Here is a 15,839-nt window from a genome sequence, read left to right on the forward strand (position 1 = left end):
TCATGTTGCATATTTTCTGTCCCCACTGCGGCGAGCTGCGCTCCGAAGAAGAGTTCCACGCCTCTGGCCAGGCGCACATCGCCCGCCCGCTGGACCCTAACGCCTGCTCTGACGAGGAATGGGGTACCTACATGTTCTACCGTGACAACCCACGCGGTATTCACCACGAACTGTGGGACCACGTTGCCGGCTGCCGCCAGTATTTCAACGTCACTCGCGACACCGTGACCTACGAGATTCTGGAAACCTACAAGATTGGCGAGAAGCCGCAAGTGACCGCCAGCGGCAAGCAGAACAGCGCCGCGTCGACCGTCAAAGGCCAAGGGGAAAAAGTATGAGCCAGACCTATCGCCTCGCCAGCGGCGGCCGTATCGACCGCAGCAAGGTCCTGAACTTCACTTTCAACGGCAAGACCTACCAAGGTTATGCCGGTGACAGCCTGGCCGCCGCGTTGCTGGCCAACGGCGTCGACATCGTCGGCCGCAGCTTCAAGTATTCGCGTCCACGCGGCATCATCGCCGCCGGTACCGAAGAGCCGAACGCCATCCTGCAGATCGGCTCCAGCGAAGCCACCCAGATCCCCAACGTGCGTGCCACCCAGCAGGCGCTGTACGCAGGTCTTGTAGCTACCAGCACCAACGGCTGGCCGAACGTCAACAACGACGTCATGGGCATCCTGGGCAAGGTAGGCGGCAGCATGATGCCGCCGGGCTTCTACTACAAAACCTTCATGTACCCGAAATCGTTCTGGATGACTTACGAGAAGTACATCCGCAAAGCCGCAGGCCTTGGCCGCGCGCCGCTGCAGAACGACCCGGACAGCTACGACTACATGAACCAGCACTGCGACGTGCTGGTCGTCGGCGCCGGCCCTGCTGGCCTGGCCGCTGCACTGGCCGCTGCCCGCAGCGGTGCCCGCGTGATCCTGGCTGACGAGCAGGAAGAGTTCGGCGGCAGCCTGCTCGACACCCGCGAAACCCTCGACGGCAAACCTGCTGCCGATTGGGTCAGCGCCGTGGTCAAAGAGCTGGAAAGCCTGCCGGAAGTGACCCTGCTGCCACGTGCCACGGTCAACGGCTACCACGACCATAACTTCCTAACCATCCACGAGCGCCTCACCGACCACCTCGGCGACCGCGCCCCGATCGGCCAGGTACGCCACCGCGTGCACCGTGTCCGCGCCAAGCGCGTGGTCCTGGCTGCGGGCGCCCACGAGCGCCCGCTGGTGTACGGCAACAACGACCTGCCGGGCAACATGCTGGCCGGTGCCGTGTCCACCTACGTGCGCCGCTACGGCGTGGCCCCGGGCCGCAAGCTGGTGCTGTCGACCAACAACGACCACGCCTACCGTGCCGCGCTGGACTGGCACGACGCCGGCCTGCAAGTGGTCGCCATTGCCGACGCTCGCCACAACCCGCGTGGCTCGCTGGTTGAAGAAGCACGTGCCAAAGGCATCCGCATCCTCACTTCCAGCGCCGTGATCGAGGCCAAGGGCAGCAAGCACGTCACCGGCGCCCGTGTGGCCGCCATCGATGTGCAGGCACACAAGGTCACCAGCCCTGGCGAAACCCTCGAATGCGACCTGATCGCTACCTCCGGTGGCTACAGCCCGATCGTGCACCTGGCTTCGCACCTGGGCGGTCGCCCGGTATGGCGTGAAGACATCCTCGGCTTCGTGCCGGGCGATGCTCCGCAGAAACGCGAATGCGTGGGTGGCATCAATGGCGTCTACGCCCTGGGCGACGTGATCGCCGATGGCTTCGAAGGCGGCGTTCGCGCAGCCACCGAAGCGGGCTTCAAAGCCACGGTCGGCAGCCTGCCGAAAACCGTTGCGCGCAAGGAAGAGCCCACCGTGGCGCTGTTCCAGGTGCCGCACGACAAGGGCACTGCCCGCGCACCCAAGCAGTTCGTCGACCAGCAGAACGACGTCACCGCGGCCGCCATCGAACTGGCCACCCGTGAAGGCTTCGAGTCGGTCGAGCACGTAAAACGCTACACCGCGCTGGGCTTCGGTACCGACCAGGGCAAACTGGGCAACATCAACGGCCTGGCCATCGCCGCCCGTTCGATCGGTATTACCATTCCGGAAATGGGCACCACCATGTTCCGCCCCAACTACACGCCGGTGACCTTCGGCGCGGTAGCGGGCCGTCACTGTGGCCACCTGTTCGAACCGGTACGCTTCACTGCCCTGCATGCCTGGCACGTGAAGAACGGCGCCGAGTTCGAAGACGTCGGCCAGTGGAAGCGCCCGTGGTATTTCCCGAAAGCCGGTGAAGACATCCATGCTGCCGTGGCTCGCGAATGCAAGGCCGTGCGTGACAGCGTTGGCCTGCTGGACGCCTCGACCCTGGGCAAGATCGACATCCAGGGTCCGGATGCTCGTGAGTTCCTGAACCGCATCTACACCAACGCCTGGACCAAGCTCGACGTGGGCAAGGCCCGCTACGGCCTGATGTGCAAGGAAGACGGCATGGTCTTCGACGACGGTGTAACCGCCTGCGTCGGCGACAACCACTTCATCATGACCACCACAACCGGCGGCGCTGCACGCGTGCTGCAGTGGATGGAGCTGTATCACCAGACCGAATGGCCGGAACTGAAGGTGTACTTCACCTCGGTCACCGACCACTGGGCCACCATGACCCTGTCCGGCCCCAACAGCCGCAAGTTGCTCAGCGAGTTGACCGACATTGACATGGACAAGGAAGCCTTCCCGTTCATGACCTGGAAGGAAGGCAACGTCGGCGGCGTACCGGCCCGGGTGTTCCGTATTTCGTTCACCGGCGAGCTGTCGTACGAAGTGAACGTGCAGGCCAACTACGCCATGGGCGTGCTGGAACAGATCGTCGAGGCGGGCAAGAAGTACAACCTGACCCCGTACGGCACCGAGACCATGCACGTACTGCGCGCCGAGAAGGGCTTCATCATTGTTGGCCAGGATACCGACGGCTCGATGACCCCGGACGACCTGAACATGAGCTGGTGCGTAGGCCGCAACAAGCCGTACTCGTGGATCGGCCTGCGTGGCATGAACCGCGAAGACTGCGTGCGTGAGAACCGCAAACAGCTGGTAGGCCTGAAGCCGATCGACCCGACCAAGTGGCTGCCCGAAGGCGCCCAGCTGGTGTTCGATCCGAAGCAGCCGATCCCGATGGATATGGTTGGCCACGTCACCTCCAGCTATGCGTCCAACTCCCTGGGCTACTCGTTCGCCATGGGTGTGGTCAAAGGCGGCCTCAAGCGCATGGGCGAGCGCGTCTACTCGCCGCAGGCAGATGGCAGCGTGATCGAGGCGGAGATCGTGTCTTCGGTGTTCTTCGATCCGAAGGGTGAGCGGCAGAACGTTTGACTCCGGGCCCTGTGGGGGCAGGCCAGGCCTCATCGCCGGCAAGCCGGGCTCCCACAGGATCGATGCAGCTTTGAAGGTTGGCGAGGTCCCTGTGGGAGCTGGCTTGCCGGCGATGAGGCCGGTAGCCCCAACACAAGCTGCGTCGCATCGACGAACAAGAATTCAAGGCAGGTAAGAAATGAGTGCTATCAACGTCTTCCAGCAAAACCCCGGCGCCGAGGCCAAGGCCCAGTCGCCACTGCACCACGCCGACCTGGCCAGCCTGGTTGGCAAAGGCCGCAAGAACGCAGGTGTGACCCTGCGTGAACGCAAGTTCCTCGGCCACCTGACCATCCGTGGCAACGGCCACGACCCGGAATTCGCCGCCGGCGTGCACAAGGCCCTGGGCCTGGAGCTGCCAGTGGCACTGACGGTGGTCGCCAACAACGAAATGTCGCTGCAATGGGTCGGCCCCGACGAGTGGCTGCTGATCGTGCCTGGCGGCCAGGAACTGGCGGTCGAGCAGAAACTGCGTGCTGCCCTCGAAGGCCAGCACATCCAGGTGGTCAATGTCAGCGGCGGGCAGAGCCTGCTGGAGCTGCGCGGCCCGAACGTGCGCGAAGTGCTGATGAAATCCACCAGCTATGATGTTCACCCGAACAACTTCCCGGTGGGCAAGGCTGTCGGCACCGTGTTCGCCAAGTCGCAACTGGTGATCCGCCGCACCGCCGAAGACACCTGGGAGCTGGTGATTCGCCGCAGCTTCGCCGACTACTGGTGGCTGTGGCTGCAGGACGCTTCGGCCGAGTACGGTCTGAGCATCGAGGCTTAAGGAGAACAGAACATGAGTCGGGCACCGGATACCTGGATTCTCACCGCCGACTGCCCGAGCATGCTCGGCACCGTCGACGTGGTGACGCGTTACCTCTTCGAGCAGCGCTGCTACGTGACGGAGCACCACTCCTTCGATGACCGGCTGTCGGGGCGTTTCTTCATTCGCGTGGAGTTCCGCCAGCCGGACGATTTCGACGAAGCCGGCTTCCGCGCCGGCCTCGCCGAGCGCAGCGATGCGTTCGGCATGGCCTTCGAGCTGACCGCACCGAATCACCGCCCCAAGGTGGTGATCATGGTGTCCAAGGCCGACCATTGCCTTAACGATCTGCTGTATCGCCAGCGTATCGGTCAGCTGGCCATGGACGTGGTCGCGGTGGTGTCCAATCACCCCGATCTCGAACCCCTGGCACACTGGCACAAGATCCCTTATTACCACTTTGCCCTGGACCCGAAGGACAAGCCTGGGCAAGAGCGCAAGGTACTTCAGGTGATCGAGGAAACCGGTGCCGAGCTGGTGATACTTGCACGCTACATGCAGGTTCTGTCGCCAGAGCTGTGCCGGCGCCTGGATGGCTGGGCGATCAACATTCACCACTCGTTGCTGCCAGGGTTCAAGGGCGCCAAGCCTTACCACCAGGCATACAACAAAGGCGTGAAGATGGTCGGCGCTACGGCGCACTACATCAACAACGACCTCGACGAAGGGCCGATCATTGCCCAGGGTGTCGAGGTGGTGGACCACAGCCATTACCCGGAAGACCTGATTGCCAAAGGGCGCGACATCGAATGCCTGACCTTGGCGCGGGCCGTGGGTTATCACATCGAGCGGCGAGTGTTCCTCAACGCCAACCGGACCGTAGTTTTGTAATAACCTGCACTGGCCACTTCGCGGGTAAACCCGCTCCCACAGGTACAGCGTTGGCGTTGAGCCTTGCGCCAAACCCTGTGGGAGCGGCTTCAGCCGCTAAGGGGCCGGCACAGGCCACCACCCCTGTTCCCCATTTCCGACAACGACAAACCTGCCGCTAAAAGGCATCTCCCTGTCGCTCCCAGTCAGTGCATCCCGTCCCATCAGGCCCACAATTCCCCTCATTCCAGAAACACATGCCGCCCACGGATGGCGGCGCGTTCAACCACCGCTGCATAACTACAAATCAAGCGAGGTAAGAGCATGTCTGGCAATCGTGGAGTGGTATATCTCGGCGCCGGCAAGGTCGAGGTGCAGAAGATCGACTACCCGAAAATGCAGGACCCACGCGGCAAGAAGATCGAGCACGGCGTGATCCTGAAGGTGGTCTCCACCAACATCTGCGGCTCCGACCAGCACATGGTCCGCGGTCGCACCACTGCCCAGGTCGGCCTGGTCCTGGGCCACGAAATCACCGGTGAAATCGTCGAGAAAGGCCGCGATGTCGAGCGCATGCAGATCGGCGACCTGGTCTCGGTACCCTTCAACGTCGCCTGTGGCCGTTGCCGCTCCTGCAAAGAGATGCACACTGGTGTCTGCCTCACCGTCAACCCTGCCCGCGCCGGCGGCGCCTACGGTTACGTCGACATGGGCGACTGGACCGGCGGCCAGGCCGAGTACGTGCTGGTGCCGTATGCTGACTTCAACCTGCTGAAACTGCCTGAGCGCGACAAGGCCATGGAGAAAATTCGTGACCTGACCTGCCTGTCCGACATCCTGCCGACCGGCTACCACGGTGCCGTGACTGCCGGCGTTGGCCCAGGCAGCACCGTCTATGTCGCCGGTGCCGGCCCCGTCGGCCTGGCTGCTGCTGCCTCGGCACGCCTGCTGGGCGCTGCCTGCGTCATCGTCGGCGACCTCAACCCGGCCCGCCTGGCCCATGCCAAGTCCCAGGGCTTCGAGGTGGTCGACTTGTCCAAGGACACCCCGCTGCACGAGCAGATCGTCGATATCCTCGGCGAGCCGGAAGTGGACTGCGCCATCGACGCCGTTGGCTTCGAGGCCCGCGGGCATGGCCACGAAGGTGCCAAGCATGAAGCCCCGGCCACGGTGCTGAACTCGTTGATGCAGGTTACCCGCGTTGCCGGCAACATCGGTATCCCGGGCCTGTACGTGACCGAAGATCCGGGTGCGGTGGATGCTGCCGCCAAGATCGGTGCCTTGAGCATTCGCTTCGGCCTGGGCTGGGCCAAGTCGCACAGCTTCCACACCGGCCAGACCCCGACCATGAAGTACAACCGCCAGTTGATGCAGGCGATCATGTGGGACCGTATCAACATCGCCGAAGTGGTTGGCGTGCAGGTGATCAACCTGGATCAGGCGCCGGAAGGTTATGGCGAGTTCGATGCAGGTGTGCCGAAGAAATTCGTGATCGACCCGCACAAGATGTGGGGCGCAGCCTGATCGCGTGAAGTAACAAAGAGCCCCTCAATATGAGGGGCTCTTTTTTTGGGCTGAGTGGAGAACCTGTGAACCTGCTTCGGCAAGGCCCAAATCAGCGATTATTTTTTCCCAAGCAACGCTAGCATTTTTTACATGGGCAGGTATCCAGGTCAAAAGCACTGAGGCGGTCAGCAAAAGTGGTCGACAGCCGGGTCGGAACAAAGCTGCGAGATCCCAGTCAAAACTCGCGTTTCCCAGGCCATCCTGGCCCACGAGGTCCCTCCCGATGAAAGCATTCACCCTGGCAACTCTGATGACCCTGGCCGCAAGCCCGGTGTTCGCCTTCAACCTCAGCGACGCCGCCAACGCCGTGTCGGCCATGCAGAACCAGAATCAGAGCCAGCAAGGCCAGGTGCAGGCACCCGAGGCGCAGGCAAACCTGCTCAATACCTTGGGCAGCCAATTGAATATCACCCCAGAACAAGCCGTGGGTGGTGCAGGGGCCATGCTGGGGCTGGCGCGCAACAACCTGAGCAGCGACGACTACGGCCAATTGACCAAGGCCGTACCGGGGCTGGACCTGCTTGCCGGGGCCAATGCACTGGGTGGCTTGAGTGGCCTGGGTGAGTTGCTGGGCAAGAACAGCGAGAGCCAGTCGGCCTTGAGCAATGCGCTGGGCAACAATGTGGAAAACCGCAGCGACCTGGACAATGCGTTCAAGGCGCTGGGGATGGATACCGGGATGATCGGGCAGTTTGCGCCGTTGCTGCTTCAGTACCTGGGGCAGCAGGGGATTGCCGGGTCGCTGTTGCAGAACCTGGGGAGTTTGTGGACCACTCCTGCTCCATTGACCCGACCTTCGGTCTGATCATTTTGTAACACCAGTACCGGCCTCATCGCCGGCAAGCCAGCTCCCCCACGGTTACAGCACCAGCCCTGAAGGCAACGAGAACCTTGTGGGAGCTGGCTTGCCGGCGATGAGGCCAGTACAGCCAGCGCAATTTTCAGGTCATGCAGCTTCTGAGAAGTCCACCAGCCGCACCGGGCGGCGGAAGCCGGCGGTCAGTACTGCGAGGTACGCAAGACCCACCGCAAACCAGCACAGGCCAATAACCAAGGTCAGCGCCGACAGGCTGGTCCACAGCCACAGTGTCAGCCCCAACCCCACCAGCGGAACCAGGCCATAGCTCAGCAGCCCTTTGAGGCTGAGCTGCGTGGCATCGTCCACCAGATGGGTTTTCACCACCGCAAGGTTCACCGCCGAAAACGCCACCAGTGCACCAAAGCTGATCAGCGAGGCAAGGGTCGCCAGGTCTATTACCAACGCCAGCAACGAGAACGCCGAAACCAGCAGAATTGCGAACACTGGCGTGCCAAAGCGCGGTGACAGGTAGCCGAAAGTACGCTGCGGCAGCACCTTGTCACGGCCCATGGTGAACAGAATGCGCGAAACTGCCGCCTGCGAGGCCAGTGCCGAGCCCAGGCTGCCAGCCACATAGGCCGCAGTGAAGAAGTTGGCCAGGAACTGACCGCCCGCCTTGAACATCACCTCGTTGGCCGCCGCATCGGCATTGGCAAAGGTGGTGCCCGGCAGCACCAATTGGCTGACGTAGGCCAGCACGGTGAACAGCAAACCGGCGAATAAGGTGGTGAGGATGATGGCCCGGGGCACATCGCGGCGGGCATCGCGGCATTCTTCGGCCAAGGTAGAGACAGCGTCAAAGCCGAGGAACGACAGGCACAGCACCGCCGCACCAGCCATCAGCGCGCCGAAGCCCGGCTGCGAACCGTCGCCCAGCAGTGGCGAAAGCAGGTCGAGCGGCTGGCCGGCCAGGGACTGGCAGGACAGGGCGACGAACACCACGATGAAGACGATCTGTGCGCCGACGATCAGGTTGCTGGTCTTGGCCACAGAGTGAATGCCGACCACGTTGAGCGCCGTGACCAGGGCAATGGAGGCCAGTGCGATCGACCACGCGGGTATGGCGGGGAAGGCTATGTTGAGGAACAGGCCGATCAGCAGGTAGTTGATCATCGGCAGGAACAGGTAGTCGAGCAGCAGCGACCAGCCAGCCAGGAAGCCAACGTTCGGGCCAAAGGCCATGTTGGTATAGGAGTACGCCGAGCCCGCGACCGGGAAGCGTTTGACCATGAAACTGTAGGATGTGGCGGTGAACAGCATGGCCACCAGCGTGACCATGTAGGCGCCAGCCGTGCGGCCACCAGTAAGTTCGGTGACGATGCCGTAAGTGGTGAAGATGGTCAGCGGGACCATGTACACCAGGCCGAAGAACACCAGGGCGGGCAGGCCGAGGACACGGCGGAGCTGGACGGGGGTGGAGCTGGGTGGGTTGGCCATCATTCGATCCAGAGCATTTTTGTAGTTGTGCTTTGGCCGATTTTTATCCACCTAGGTGCGGTGTGACAAAGAAGTAATCCTAATGCTGATTATTAGCCAGGTTTTTAATCGGATCCTTGTAATGCCTGTACCGGCCTCTTCGCGGGCTCGCCCGCTACCACAGGACCTGCACAGAATTCGAAAACTGTGGAGATCCTGTGGGAGCGGGCGAGCCCGCGAAGAGGCCGGTACAGGCAGTAAATATCTCAGCCCATTTCGGCTCGCAGCTGCTCGATCCGCAAGTCCTTCTCCACCCACAACTGGTTCACCCAGGCCTGCACGGTCTGCCTGAACTCAGCATCATTCTCGTAATCCCCTGCCCACAGCATCGGGTCCAGCTCACGCAAACGAATGTCGATAATCACCCGGCTGATGCTGCCATTGAGCAAATCCCAGAAACCCGGCGCCTTGTTGCCAGGGTAGACGATGGTCACATCCAGCAAGGCATCCAGTTGCTCGCCCAATGCCGCCAACACGAACGCCACACCACCAGCCTTGGGCTTGAGCAGGTAGCGATACGGCGATTGCTGCTGCTGACGCTTGGCTTCGGTGAAGCGCGTGCCTTCCAGGTAGTTCACCACGGTCACCGGCTGGCGCTTGAACAGTTCACAAGCAGCCTTGGTGATTTCCAGGTCCTTGCCTTTCAGCTCGGGGTGCTTCTCCAGGAAGGCCTTGCTGTAGCGCTTCATGAACGGGTAATCCAGCCCCCACCAGGCAAGGCCCAGCAGTGGTACCCAGATCAGCTCCTTCTTCAGGAAGAACTTGAAAAACGGTGTACGGCGGTTGAGGCTCTCGATCAGCGCCGGAATGTCGACCCAGGACTGGTGGTTGCTGACGGCCAGGTACGAAGTGTCCTTGCGCAGGTTCTCGACGCCGCGGATATCCCACTGGGTAGGAATGCACAGGGCAAAGATGGCTTTGTCGATCTCCGACCAAGTCTCGGCCACCCACATCACCGCCCATGAGGCATAGTCACGCCCACGCCCCGGCAGCACTAGTTTGAGCAGGGCGAAGACCAGCAGCGGGCAGATCAACACCAAGGTGTTGAGCAGCAGCAGGGTGGTAGTGAGGATGCCGGTCAGCAGGCGACGCATAAAGAGACTCTTGTTGTGGGAGATAAACGGTTGGCAATGATAAGCAGGGCAGTGGCCTACGCCAAATTTCCAGTGCCCTGCGGCGAGGACAAATGTTTCACATTATGTTGGTTAGGCTTGTGACAGCGAACCTATCCTGCCAGTGCAGTCTAAGCACTGACCCTCTTCAAGGAAGCTTGCCTGTGAAACCTCTGCTTGCCCTGTTGTCGTTGTTGGCGCTGCCGGTCATGGCCGCCGAGCCCACAATCTATGGCCGTTACGAGAACATAGCCCTGCCCGAACTGGGCGAAACCCTGAAAGCCAAGATGGATACCGGTGCCTTCACCGCGTCGCTGTCGGCCAAGGATATCGAGCTGTTCACCCGTGATGGCGACGAGTGGGTACGCTTCCGCCTGGCTACCAAGGACTCGGACGGCAAGGTTTACGAGCACAAGGTCTCGCGCATCAGCAAGATCAAGGGCCGTGCCGATGAAGAGGAGGAAGGCGATGCGCCGGAAATCTCCAAGCGCCCGGTGGTCGACCTGGAGCTGTGCCTGGGGGACGTGAAGCGCACCGTGGAAGTGAACCTGGTGGACCGCAGCAGCTTCAACTACCCGCTGCTGGTGGGCTCCAAGGCGTTGCGCGAGTTCAAGGCGGCGGTCAACCCGGCCAAGAAGTTCACTGCTGGCAAGCCAGGCTGCTGATTGCAAACCACGTGTACCGGCCTCTTCGCGGGCTTGCCCGCTAAGAGGCCGGTAAGTTAAAAGTCCAGTCTGCCCCCAGTTAGGCCGGACGCCATGCCCCACATCCTCATCGTCGAAGACGAAGCCGCCATCGCCGACACCCTGGTCTACGCCCTGCAGGCCGACGGCCATAGCACCGAATGGGTAACCCTGGGCAGCGCCGCCCTCGACCAGCAGCGCCAGCGCCCGGCCGACCTGGTCATCCTCGATATCGGCCTGCCTGATATCAGTGGCTTCGAAACCTGCCGCCAGCTGCGCCGATTCAGCGAAGTACCGGTAATGTTCCTCAGCGCCCGCGACGGCGAAATCGACCGGGTAGTGGGCCTGGAAATCGGTGCAGACGACTATGTGGTCAAACCCTTCAGCCCGCGTGAAGTGGCGGCGCGGGTACGGGCGATCCTCAAGCGCATGGGCCCCAGGGTCGAGCCCGCTGTCGAGGCCACGCTGTTCCAGCTCGACACCTTGCGCATGCAGATCACCTACCGCGGCCAGCCACTCCCCCTTACCCGCCATGAATTCCGCCTGCTGCAATGCCTGCTCGAGCAACCGCACCGGGTATTCAGCCGCGAACAGCTGCTGGACGCCGTGGGCGTGGCCTCTGACGTGGGCTACGAGCGCACCATCGACAGCCATATCAAGTGCCTGCGCGCCAAGCTGCGCCAGGTGGCCAGCGATGCCGAACCGATCCAGACCCACCGTGGCCTCGGCTACAGCTACAGCCCGGACCATGCCTGATGCGCCTGGGCATCCGGATCTTCCTGGTGTACTTCCTGTTCGTCGGGCTGGCGGGCTACTTTCTGCTTAACACGGTGCGCGAACAGATCCGTCCGGTGGTGCGCCAGTCCTCGGAAGAAACGCTGGTAGACACCGCCAACCTGCTGGCCGAGATCCTGCACGATGACGTCAAGGCCGGCACCCTGAACCAGAGCCGCTTGCCCGAAGTGCTCAAGGCCTATGGCTCGCGCAGCCCGGGTGCGCAGATCTGGGGCCTGGCCAAGAACCAGGTCAGCCACCGCATCTATGTCACCGATGCCAAGGGCACCGTGCTGCTGGACTCCAGCGGCGAGGACCTTGGCAAGGACTACTCGAAGTGGAATGACGTGTACCTGACCTTGCGTGGACAGTACGGCGCCCGCTCCACCCGCAGTGACCCCGACGATGAAAGCACCTCGGTGATGCACGTGGGCGCGCCGATCATCGACGATGGCAAGATCATCGGCGTGGTCACCGTGGCCAAGCCCAACAGCTCGCTGCAACCGTACATCGACCGCTCCGAACGGCGCTTGCTAACCCTGGGCCTGGGGCTGATCGGCCTGGGCCTGCTGATCGGTGCCGCGTTGTCGTGGTGGCTGGCGCGCTCGCTGCGCCGGCTGGCCCGCTACGCCCAGGCGGTCAGCGAGGGCGAGCGCGCCGCCCTGCCGCACTACAAGGGTGGCGAACTGGCGCACCTGGCCCAGGCCGTCGAGCGCATGCGCACGCAACTTGAGGGCAAGGCCTATGTCGAGCGGTATGTGCATACCCTGACACACGAGCTGAAAAGCCCGCTGGCGGCCATTCGTGGCGCTTCCGAGCTGTTGCAGGCCGATGACATGCCGGCTGACCAGCGGGCGCGCTTTGCCGGTAACATCGAGCGCGAGAGCGAGCGTTTGCAGCAGATGATCGAACGCCTGCTCAACCTGGCTCGGGTCGAGCAGATGCAGGCGCTGGAGGATGAGCAGCAGGTGGCGCTGGCGGCGTTGGTGGACGAGTTACTGTTGGCCCATGCGGCGCGTATCGAAGGTGCCGATTTGCAGGTGCGCCAGCGGGTGCCGGCTGGTTTGCGCTTGTTGTGTGACCCATTTCTGATGCGCCAGGCGCTGGCCAACCTGCTCGACAACGCGTTGGACTTCACCCCGGAGGGAGGCGCGCTGTTGTTCGACCTGGAACGCGATGGCGAACGGGTGGCGCTGAGCGTGTTCAACCAGGGGCAGGCGATACCGGCCTATGCCATTGGGCGGGTGAGCGAGCGGTTCTACTCGCTGCCGCGGCCGGGGAGTGGGCGCAAGAGCACCGGGTTGGGGCTTAATTTTGTGGCCGAGGTGATGCAGCTGCATGGCGGGGCGTTGGCTGTGGATAACGTCGATGGTGGGGTGCGGGTAAGGTTGTGGCTGCCGGTGCGGCGTATCAGCTGACATTGCCGGGGCTGCGCAGCAGCCCCAAAAACACACAATCTCCACACCATCTCCCCGATGCCTCCACGCAAGGCGCAGACACTGCGCCCACTGCCACAGGAGGCCCCATGAACAAGACCCTCGGTTTCAAACTCGGCATGATCGCTGTATTGATCTTGCTACTGCTCGTCCCGCTACTGCTGATCAGCGGCCTGATCGGTGAACGCCAGGCCCTGCGCGACAGTGTGCTGCGTGATATCGCCCAGAGCGCCAGCTTCGACCAGCAACTCAGCGGCCCGCTGCTGGTGGTGCCCTACCGCAAGTACGAGCGCCGCTGGATCGAAAAGGACGGCGAGCGCACCCAGGAAACCAGCACCATTGCCGGGCACCTGTACTTCCTGCCGGAAATCTTCGACGCTGACCTGGGCGTGGACACCGAACTGCGCGCCCGTGGCATCTACCAGGCCCGGCTGTTCCATGCCACGGGCCGTATCAGTGGCCGCTTCAAACTCCCGGAACGCTGGGGCATCGACAAGGATTTCGACGACTACCGCTTCGACAAGCCGTTCCTGGTGGTGGGCATAAGCGATATCCGCGGCATCGAGAACGGCCTGGAGCTGAGCATGGACGAGCAGAAAGTGCCGTTCGAAGCCGGTACCCGACTCGACTGGATGCGCGGCGGCGTGCACGCCAGCCTGCCGGGGCTGGACGGCCTGCAGGCGCGTGAATTCAGCTACGGTTTCGATCTCGCACTGCAAGGCACCGGCCAGCTGCACGTAGTGCCGGTGGGCCGCAGCAGCGCCGTGGACCTGCGCGCCAACTGGCCACATCCGAGCTTCGTCGGCAACTACCTGCCCAGTCGCCGCAACATCGACGCCCAGGGCTTCACTGCCCACTGGCAGACTTCGTTCTTTGCCACCAACCTCGAAGACGCCGTGCACCAGTGCGCCACCGCCGGGCAGTGTGCGGACTTCAGCGAACGCAGCTTCGGTGTCAGCTTCGTCGACCCGGTGGACCAGTACCTGAAGAGCGAGCGGGCGATCAAGTACGCCTTGCTGTTCATCGCCCTGACCTTCGCCGGCTTCTTCCTGTTCGAAGTACTGAAGAACCTCAGCGTGCACCCGGTGCAGTACATCCTGGTGGGGGGGGCGCTGGCGTTCTTCTACCTGCTGTTGCTGTCGTTGTCCGAGCACATCGGCTTTGGTTTGGCGTATGGGCTGTCAGCTTCGGCGTGTGTGCTGCTGATCGGCTTCTACCTGAGCCATGTGTTGCGCAGCCTGGGGCGTGGGGTGGGCTTTGCGGTGGGGTTGGCGGCGTTGTATGCGCTGCTCTACGGGCTGCTGAGTGCCGAGGATTATGCGCTGTTGATGGGCTCGTTGCTGTGCTTTGGCCTGCTGGGGGTGTTCATGGTGCTGACCCGACGACTGGACTGGGCTCGGGTGGGGAGGGCGGCATGAGGGAGGACAAAGAGATCGGGCGGTGGCTGGCCTTGAGGATCGGGTTGCTGTTTCCTGTGATACCGAAGTGAGGCGGGAGCTGCTTTGCAGCCTAATCGCCGGCAAGCCAGCTCCCACAGGTACAGCACAGGATTCAAGAGCTGTGAGTACCTGTGGGAGCTGGCTTGCCGGCGATAGCGGCCCGTCAGGCTGTCGGTGCTGTTGCCACCATCGAAGGCCGCTTGGCCACCTCGGCATACCACGCCGCCAAGCCAGGCTGGTGTTCACGCCAGCCAAACTCGGGCTGGCGCAAATCCAGATACCCCAGCGCACAGGCCACGCCGATCGCTGCCAGATCGAACCCGGACATCAACTCGGGCAAATGCTCCTGCTCCAGATTGGCCAGGCTACGGCGGATCTTGTCGCCCTGTGCCTGCAGCCAACCCTCCCAGCGCTTGTCTTCAGGGCGCAGGAAGGTCTCATAGCGGCTCGACACCGCCGCATCCATGATGGCATCGGCCTGCGACACCAGCGTCATGCGCCGCCAACGCACCGAGCCTTCACGCGGCAGCAGCGGCAGGCCGACGTGCTGCAAGTCGAGGTACTCGCAGATCACCCGGCTGTCATGCAGCACGGTGCCGTCTTCCAGGCGCAGGGCCGGGATCTTGCCGATCGGGTTGTCCTGGTTGAGCTGTAGGTCGCCGCTGACCGGGCTGATATTCACCGGCTGCAGCTGCACGCGCTCAAGCTGGCCGGTCTCGTGCAACACCACCATGACCTTGCGCACGAAAGGCGACAACGGCGAGTGGAACAAAGTCATCGTGCTCATGCTTCAGTTACCCTGCAGGCTCGGTGGCAGGCACACGCCGGTACCGCCGATACCGCAGTAGCCGTCCGGGTTCTTGGCCAGGTACTGCTGGTGGTAGGCCTCGGCGAAGTACACGGTCGGTGCCTGGTCGATTTCAGTGGTGATCTCACCAAAGCCGGCCTTGCTCAGTTCGGCCTGGAAGGCGTCGCGGCTGGCCTTGGCCTGTTCCAGTTGTTCAGGGCTGGTGCAGTAGATGGCCGAGCGGTACTGGGTACCGATGTCGTTGCCCTGGCGCATGCCCTGGGTCGGGTTGTGCAGTTCCCAGAACATCGCCAGTAGCTCGCGGTAACTGACCCTGTCCTTGTCGAACACCACCAGCACCACTTCGGTGTGGCCGGTCAGGCCCGAGCACACTTCTTCATAGGTAGGGTTGGGGGTGAAGCCGCCAGCGTAGCCGACCACTGTGCTGACCACGCCTTCACGCTGCCAGAAGCGGCGCTCGGCGCCCCAGAAGCAACCCAGGCCGAAGATGGCGAAGTCGATGGCGCCTTCGAAGAACGGGCCTAGCAGCGGCGTGTCTTTGAACACGTAGTGGAACTCGGGCAGCTTCATTGGCGTTTCGCGGCCAGGCAGGGCCTGCTCCGCGGTTGGCATGACGTTTTTGTTCACCAGGATTTCCGAACGCAGGACCATGGCGGTTCCTCTGTGTTTATTCA

Annotated in this window: 14 protein-coding genes; 10 read left to right on the plus strand and 4 right to left on the minus strand. The window is 62.7% G+C overall.

Translation table 11 applies throughout. The features are described from left to right. Positions 1-2: 2 nt before the first annotated feature. The 6 genes from V3314_RS05295 to V3314_RS05320 all read left to right on the plus strand — a co-directional run bounded on the left by V3314_RS05295 (position 3) and on the right by V3314_RS05320 (position 7,383). Positions 3-338 carry a sarcosine oxidase subunit delta gene (locus V3314_RS05295; protein ID WP_013970519.1) on the plus strand — a complete coding sequence of 112 codons (336 nt, stop codon included), beginning with the start codon at positions 3-5 and terminating at the stop codon, positions 336-338. Next, positions 335-3,352 (plus strand): sarcosine oxidase subunit alpha, encoded by a 3,018-nt coding sequence (locus V3314_RS05300; protein WP_046614477.1) that lies wholly within the window; start codon positions 335-337, stop codon positions 3,350-3,352. The genes V3314_RS05295 and V3314_RS05300 overlap by 4 nt, the downstream gene beginning before the upstream one ends. Positions 3,353-3,530: 178 nt before the next feature. After that, complete coding sequence (gene soxG, locus V3314_RS05305) at positions 3,531-4,163, plus strand: sarcosine oxidase subunit gamma family protein (protein ID WP_046614476.1); 633 nt, start codon at positions 3,531-3,533, stop codon at positions 4,161-4,163. 12 nt (positions 4,164-4,175) lie between these two features. After that, the gene (purU, locus tag V3314_RS05310; protein WP_046614475.1) at positions 4,176-5,033 is read left to right on the plus strand and encodes a formyltetrahydrofolate deformylase; all 858 of its coding nucleotides are present in this window, start codon (positions 4,176-4,178) and stop codon (positions 5,031-5,033) included. 303 nt (positions 5,034-5,336) lie between these two features. Further along, a complete protein-coding gene (gene fdhA / locus V3314_RS05315) occupies positions 5,337-6,536 on the plus strand; it encodes a formaldehyde dehydrogenase, glutathione-independent (protein ID WP_015268662.1) in 1,200 nt (399 codons plus the stop codon). A 265-nt stretch (positions 6,537-6,801) separates the two neighbouring features. Then, on the plus strand, positions 6,802-7,383 hold the full coding sequence (locus V3314_RS05320) for a DUF2780 domain-containing protein (protein WP_013970525.1): 582 nt from the start codon (positions 6,802-6,804) through the stop codon (positions 7,381-7,383). Between the two features lie 141 nt (positions 7,384-7,524). Here V3314_RS05320 and V3314_RS05325 read toward each other — a convergent pair whose 3' ends face one another. Next, positions 7,525-8,874, minus strand: coding sequence for an APC family permease (locus V3314_RS05325; RefSeq protein WP_046614474.1), 1,350 nt, complete (start codon positions 8,872-8,874; stop codon positions 7,525-7,527). 245 nt (positions 8,875-9,119) lie between these two features. Continuing rightward, positions 9,120-10,007 carry an acyltransferase gene (locus V3314_RS05330; protein WP_135001884.1) on the minus strand — a complete coding sequence of 296 codons (888 nt, stop codon included), beginning with the start codon at positions 10,005-10,007 and terminating at the stop codon, positions 9,120-9,122. Positions 10,008-10,189: 182 nt separating this feature from the next. Here V3314_RS05330 and V3314_RS05335 point away from each other — a divergent pair, with 182 nt between their 5' ends. From V3314_RS05335 to creD, 4 genes are all read left to right on the plus strand, one after another. After that, positions 10,190-10,690, plus strand: a complete 501-nt coding sequence (locus tag V3314_RS05335) for an ATP-dependent zinc protease (protein ID WP_015268670.1) — start codon at positions 10,190-10,192, stop codon at positions 10,688-10,690. 93 nt (positions 10,691-10,783) lie between these two features. Next, on the plus strand, positions 10,784-11,464 hold the full coding sequence (gene creB, locus V3314_RS05340; RefSeq protein ID WP_046614472.1) for a two-component system response regulator CreB: 681 nt from the start codon (positions 10,784-10,786) through the stop codon (positions 11,462-11,464). Next, positions 11,464-12,900 carry a two-component system sensor histidine kinase CreC gene (gene creC / locus V3314_RS05345; protein WP_338459987.1) on the plus strand — a complete coding sequence of 479 codons (1,437 nt, stop codon included), beginning with the start codon at positions 11,464-11,466 and terminating at the stop codon, positions 12,898-12,900. The genes creB and creC overlap by 1 nt, the downstream gene beginning before the upstream one ends. Before the next feature lie 107 nt (positions 12,901-13,007). Continuing rightward, complete coding sequence (gene creD / locus V3314_RS05350) at positions 13,008-14,336, plus strand: cell envelope integrity protein CreD (protein WP_338459988.1); 1,329 nt, start codon at positions 13,008-13,010, stop codon at positions 14,334-14,336. 184 nt (positions 14,337-14,520) lie between these two features. Here creD and V3314_RS05355 read toward each other — a convergent pair whose 3' ends face one another. Together V3314_RS05355 and msrA are read right to left on the minus strand one after the other, a co-directional pair. Then, the gene (locus V3314_RS05355; protein WP_338459989.1) at positions 14,521-15,144 is read right to left on the minus strand and encodes a glutathione S-transferase; all 624 of its coding nucleotides are present in this window, start codon (positions 15,142-15,144) and stop codon (positions 14,521-14,523) included. A 3-nt stretch (positions 15,145-15,147) separates the two neighbouring features. Then, a complete protein-coding gene (msrA, locus tag V3314_RS05360; RefSeq protein WP_046614468.1) occupies positions 15,148-15,816 on the minus strand; it encodes a peptide-methionine (S)-S-oxide reductase MsrA in 669 nt (222 codons plus the stop codon). Positions 15,817-15,839: the final 23 nt, after the last annotated feature.

The organism is Pseudomonas sp. TE3-3-F2023, from assembly GCF_036784815.1.
Taxonomy (GTDB): Bacteria; Pseudomonadota; Gammaproteobacteria; order Pseudomonadales; family Pseudomonadaceae; genus Aquipseudomonas; species Aquipseudomonas pudica.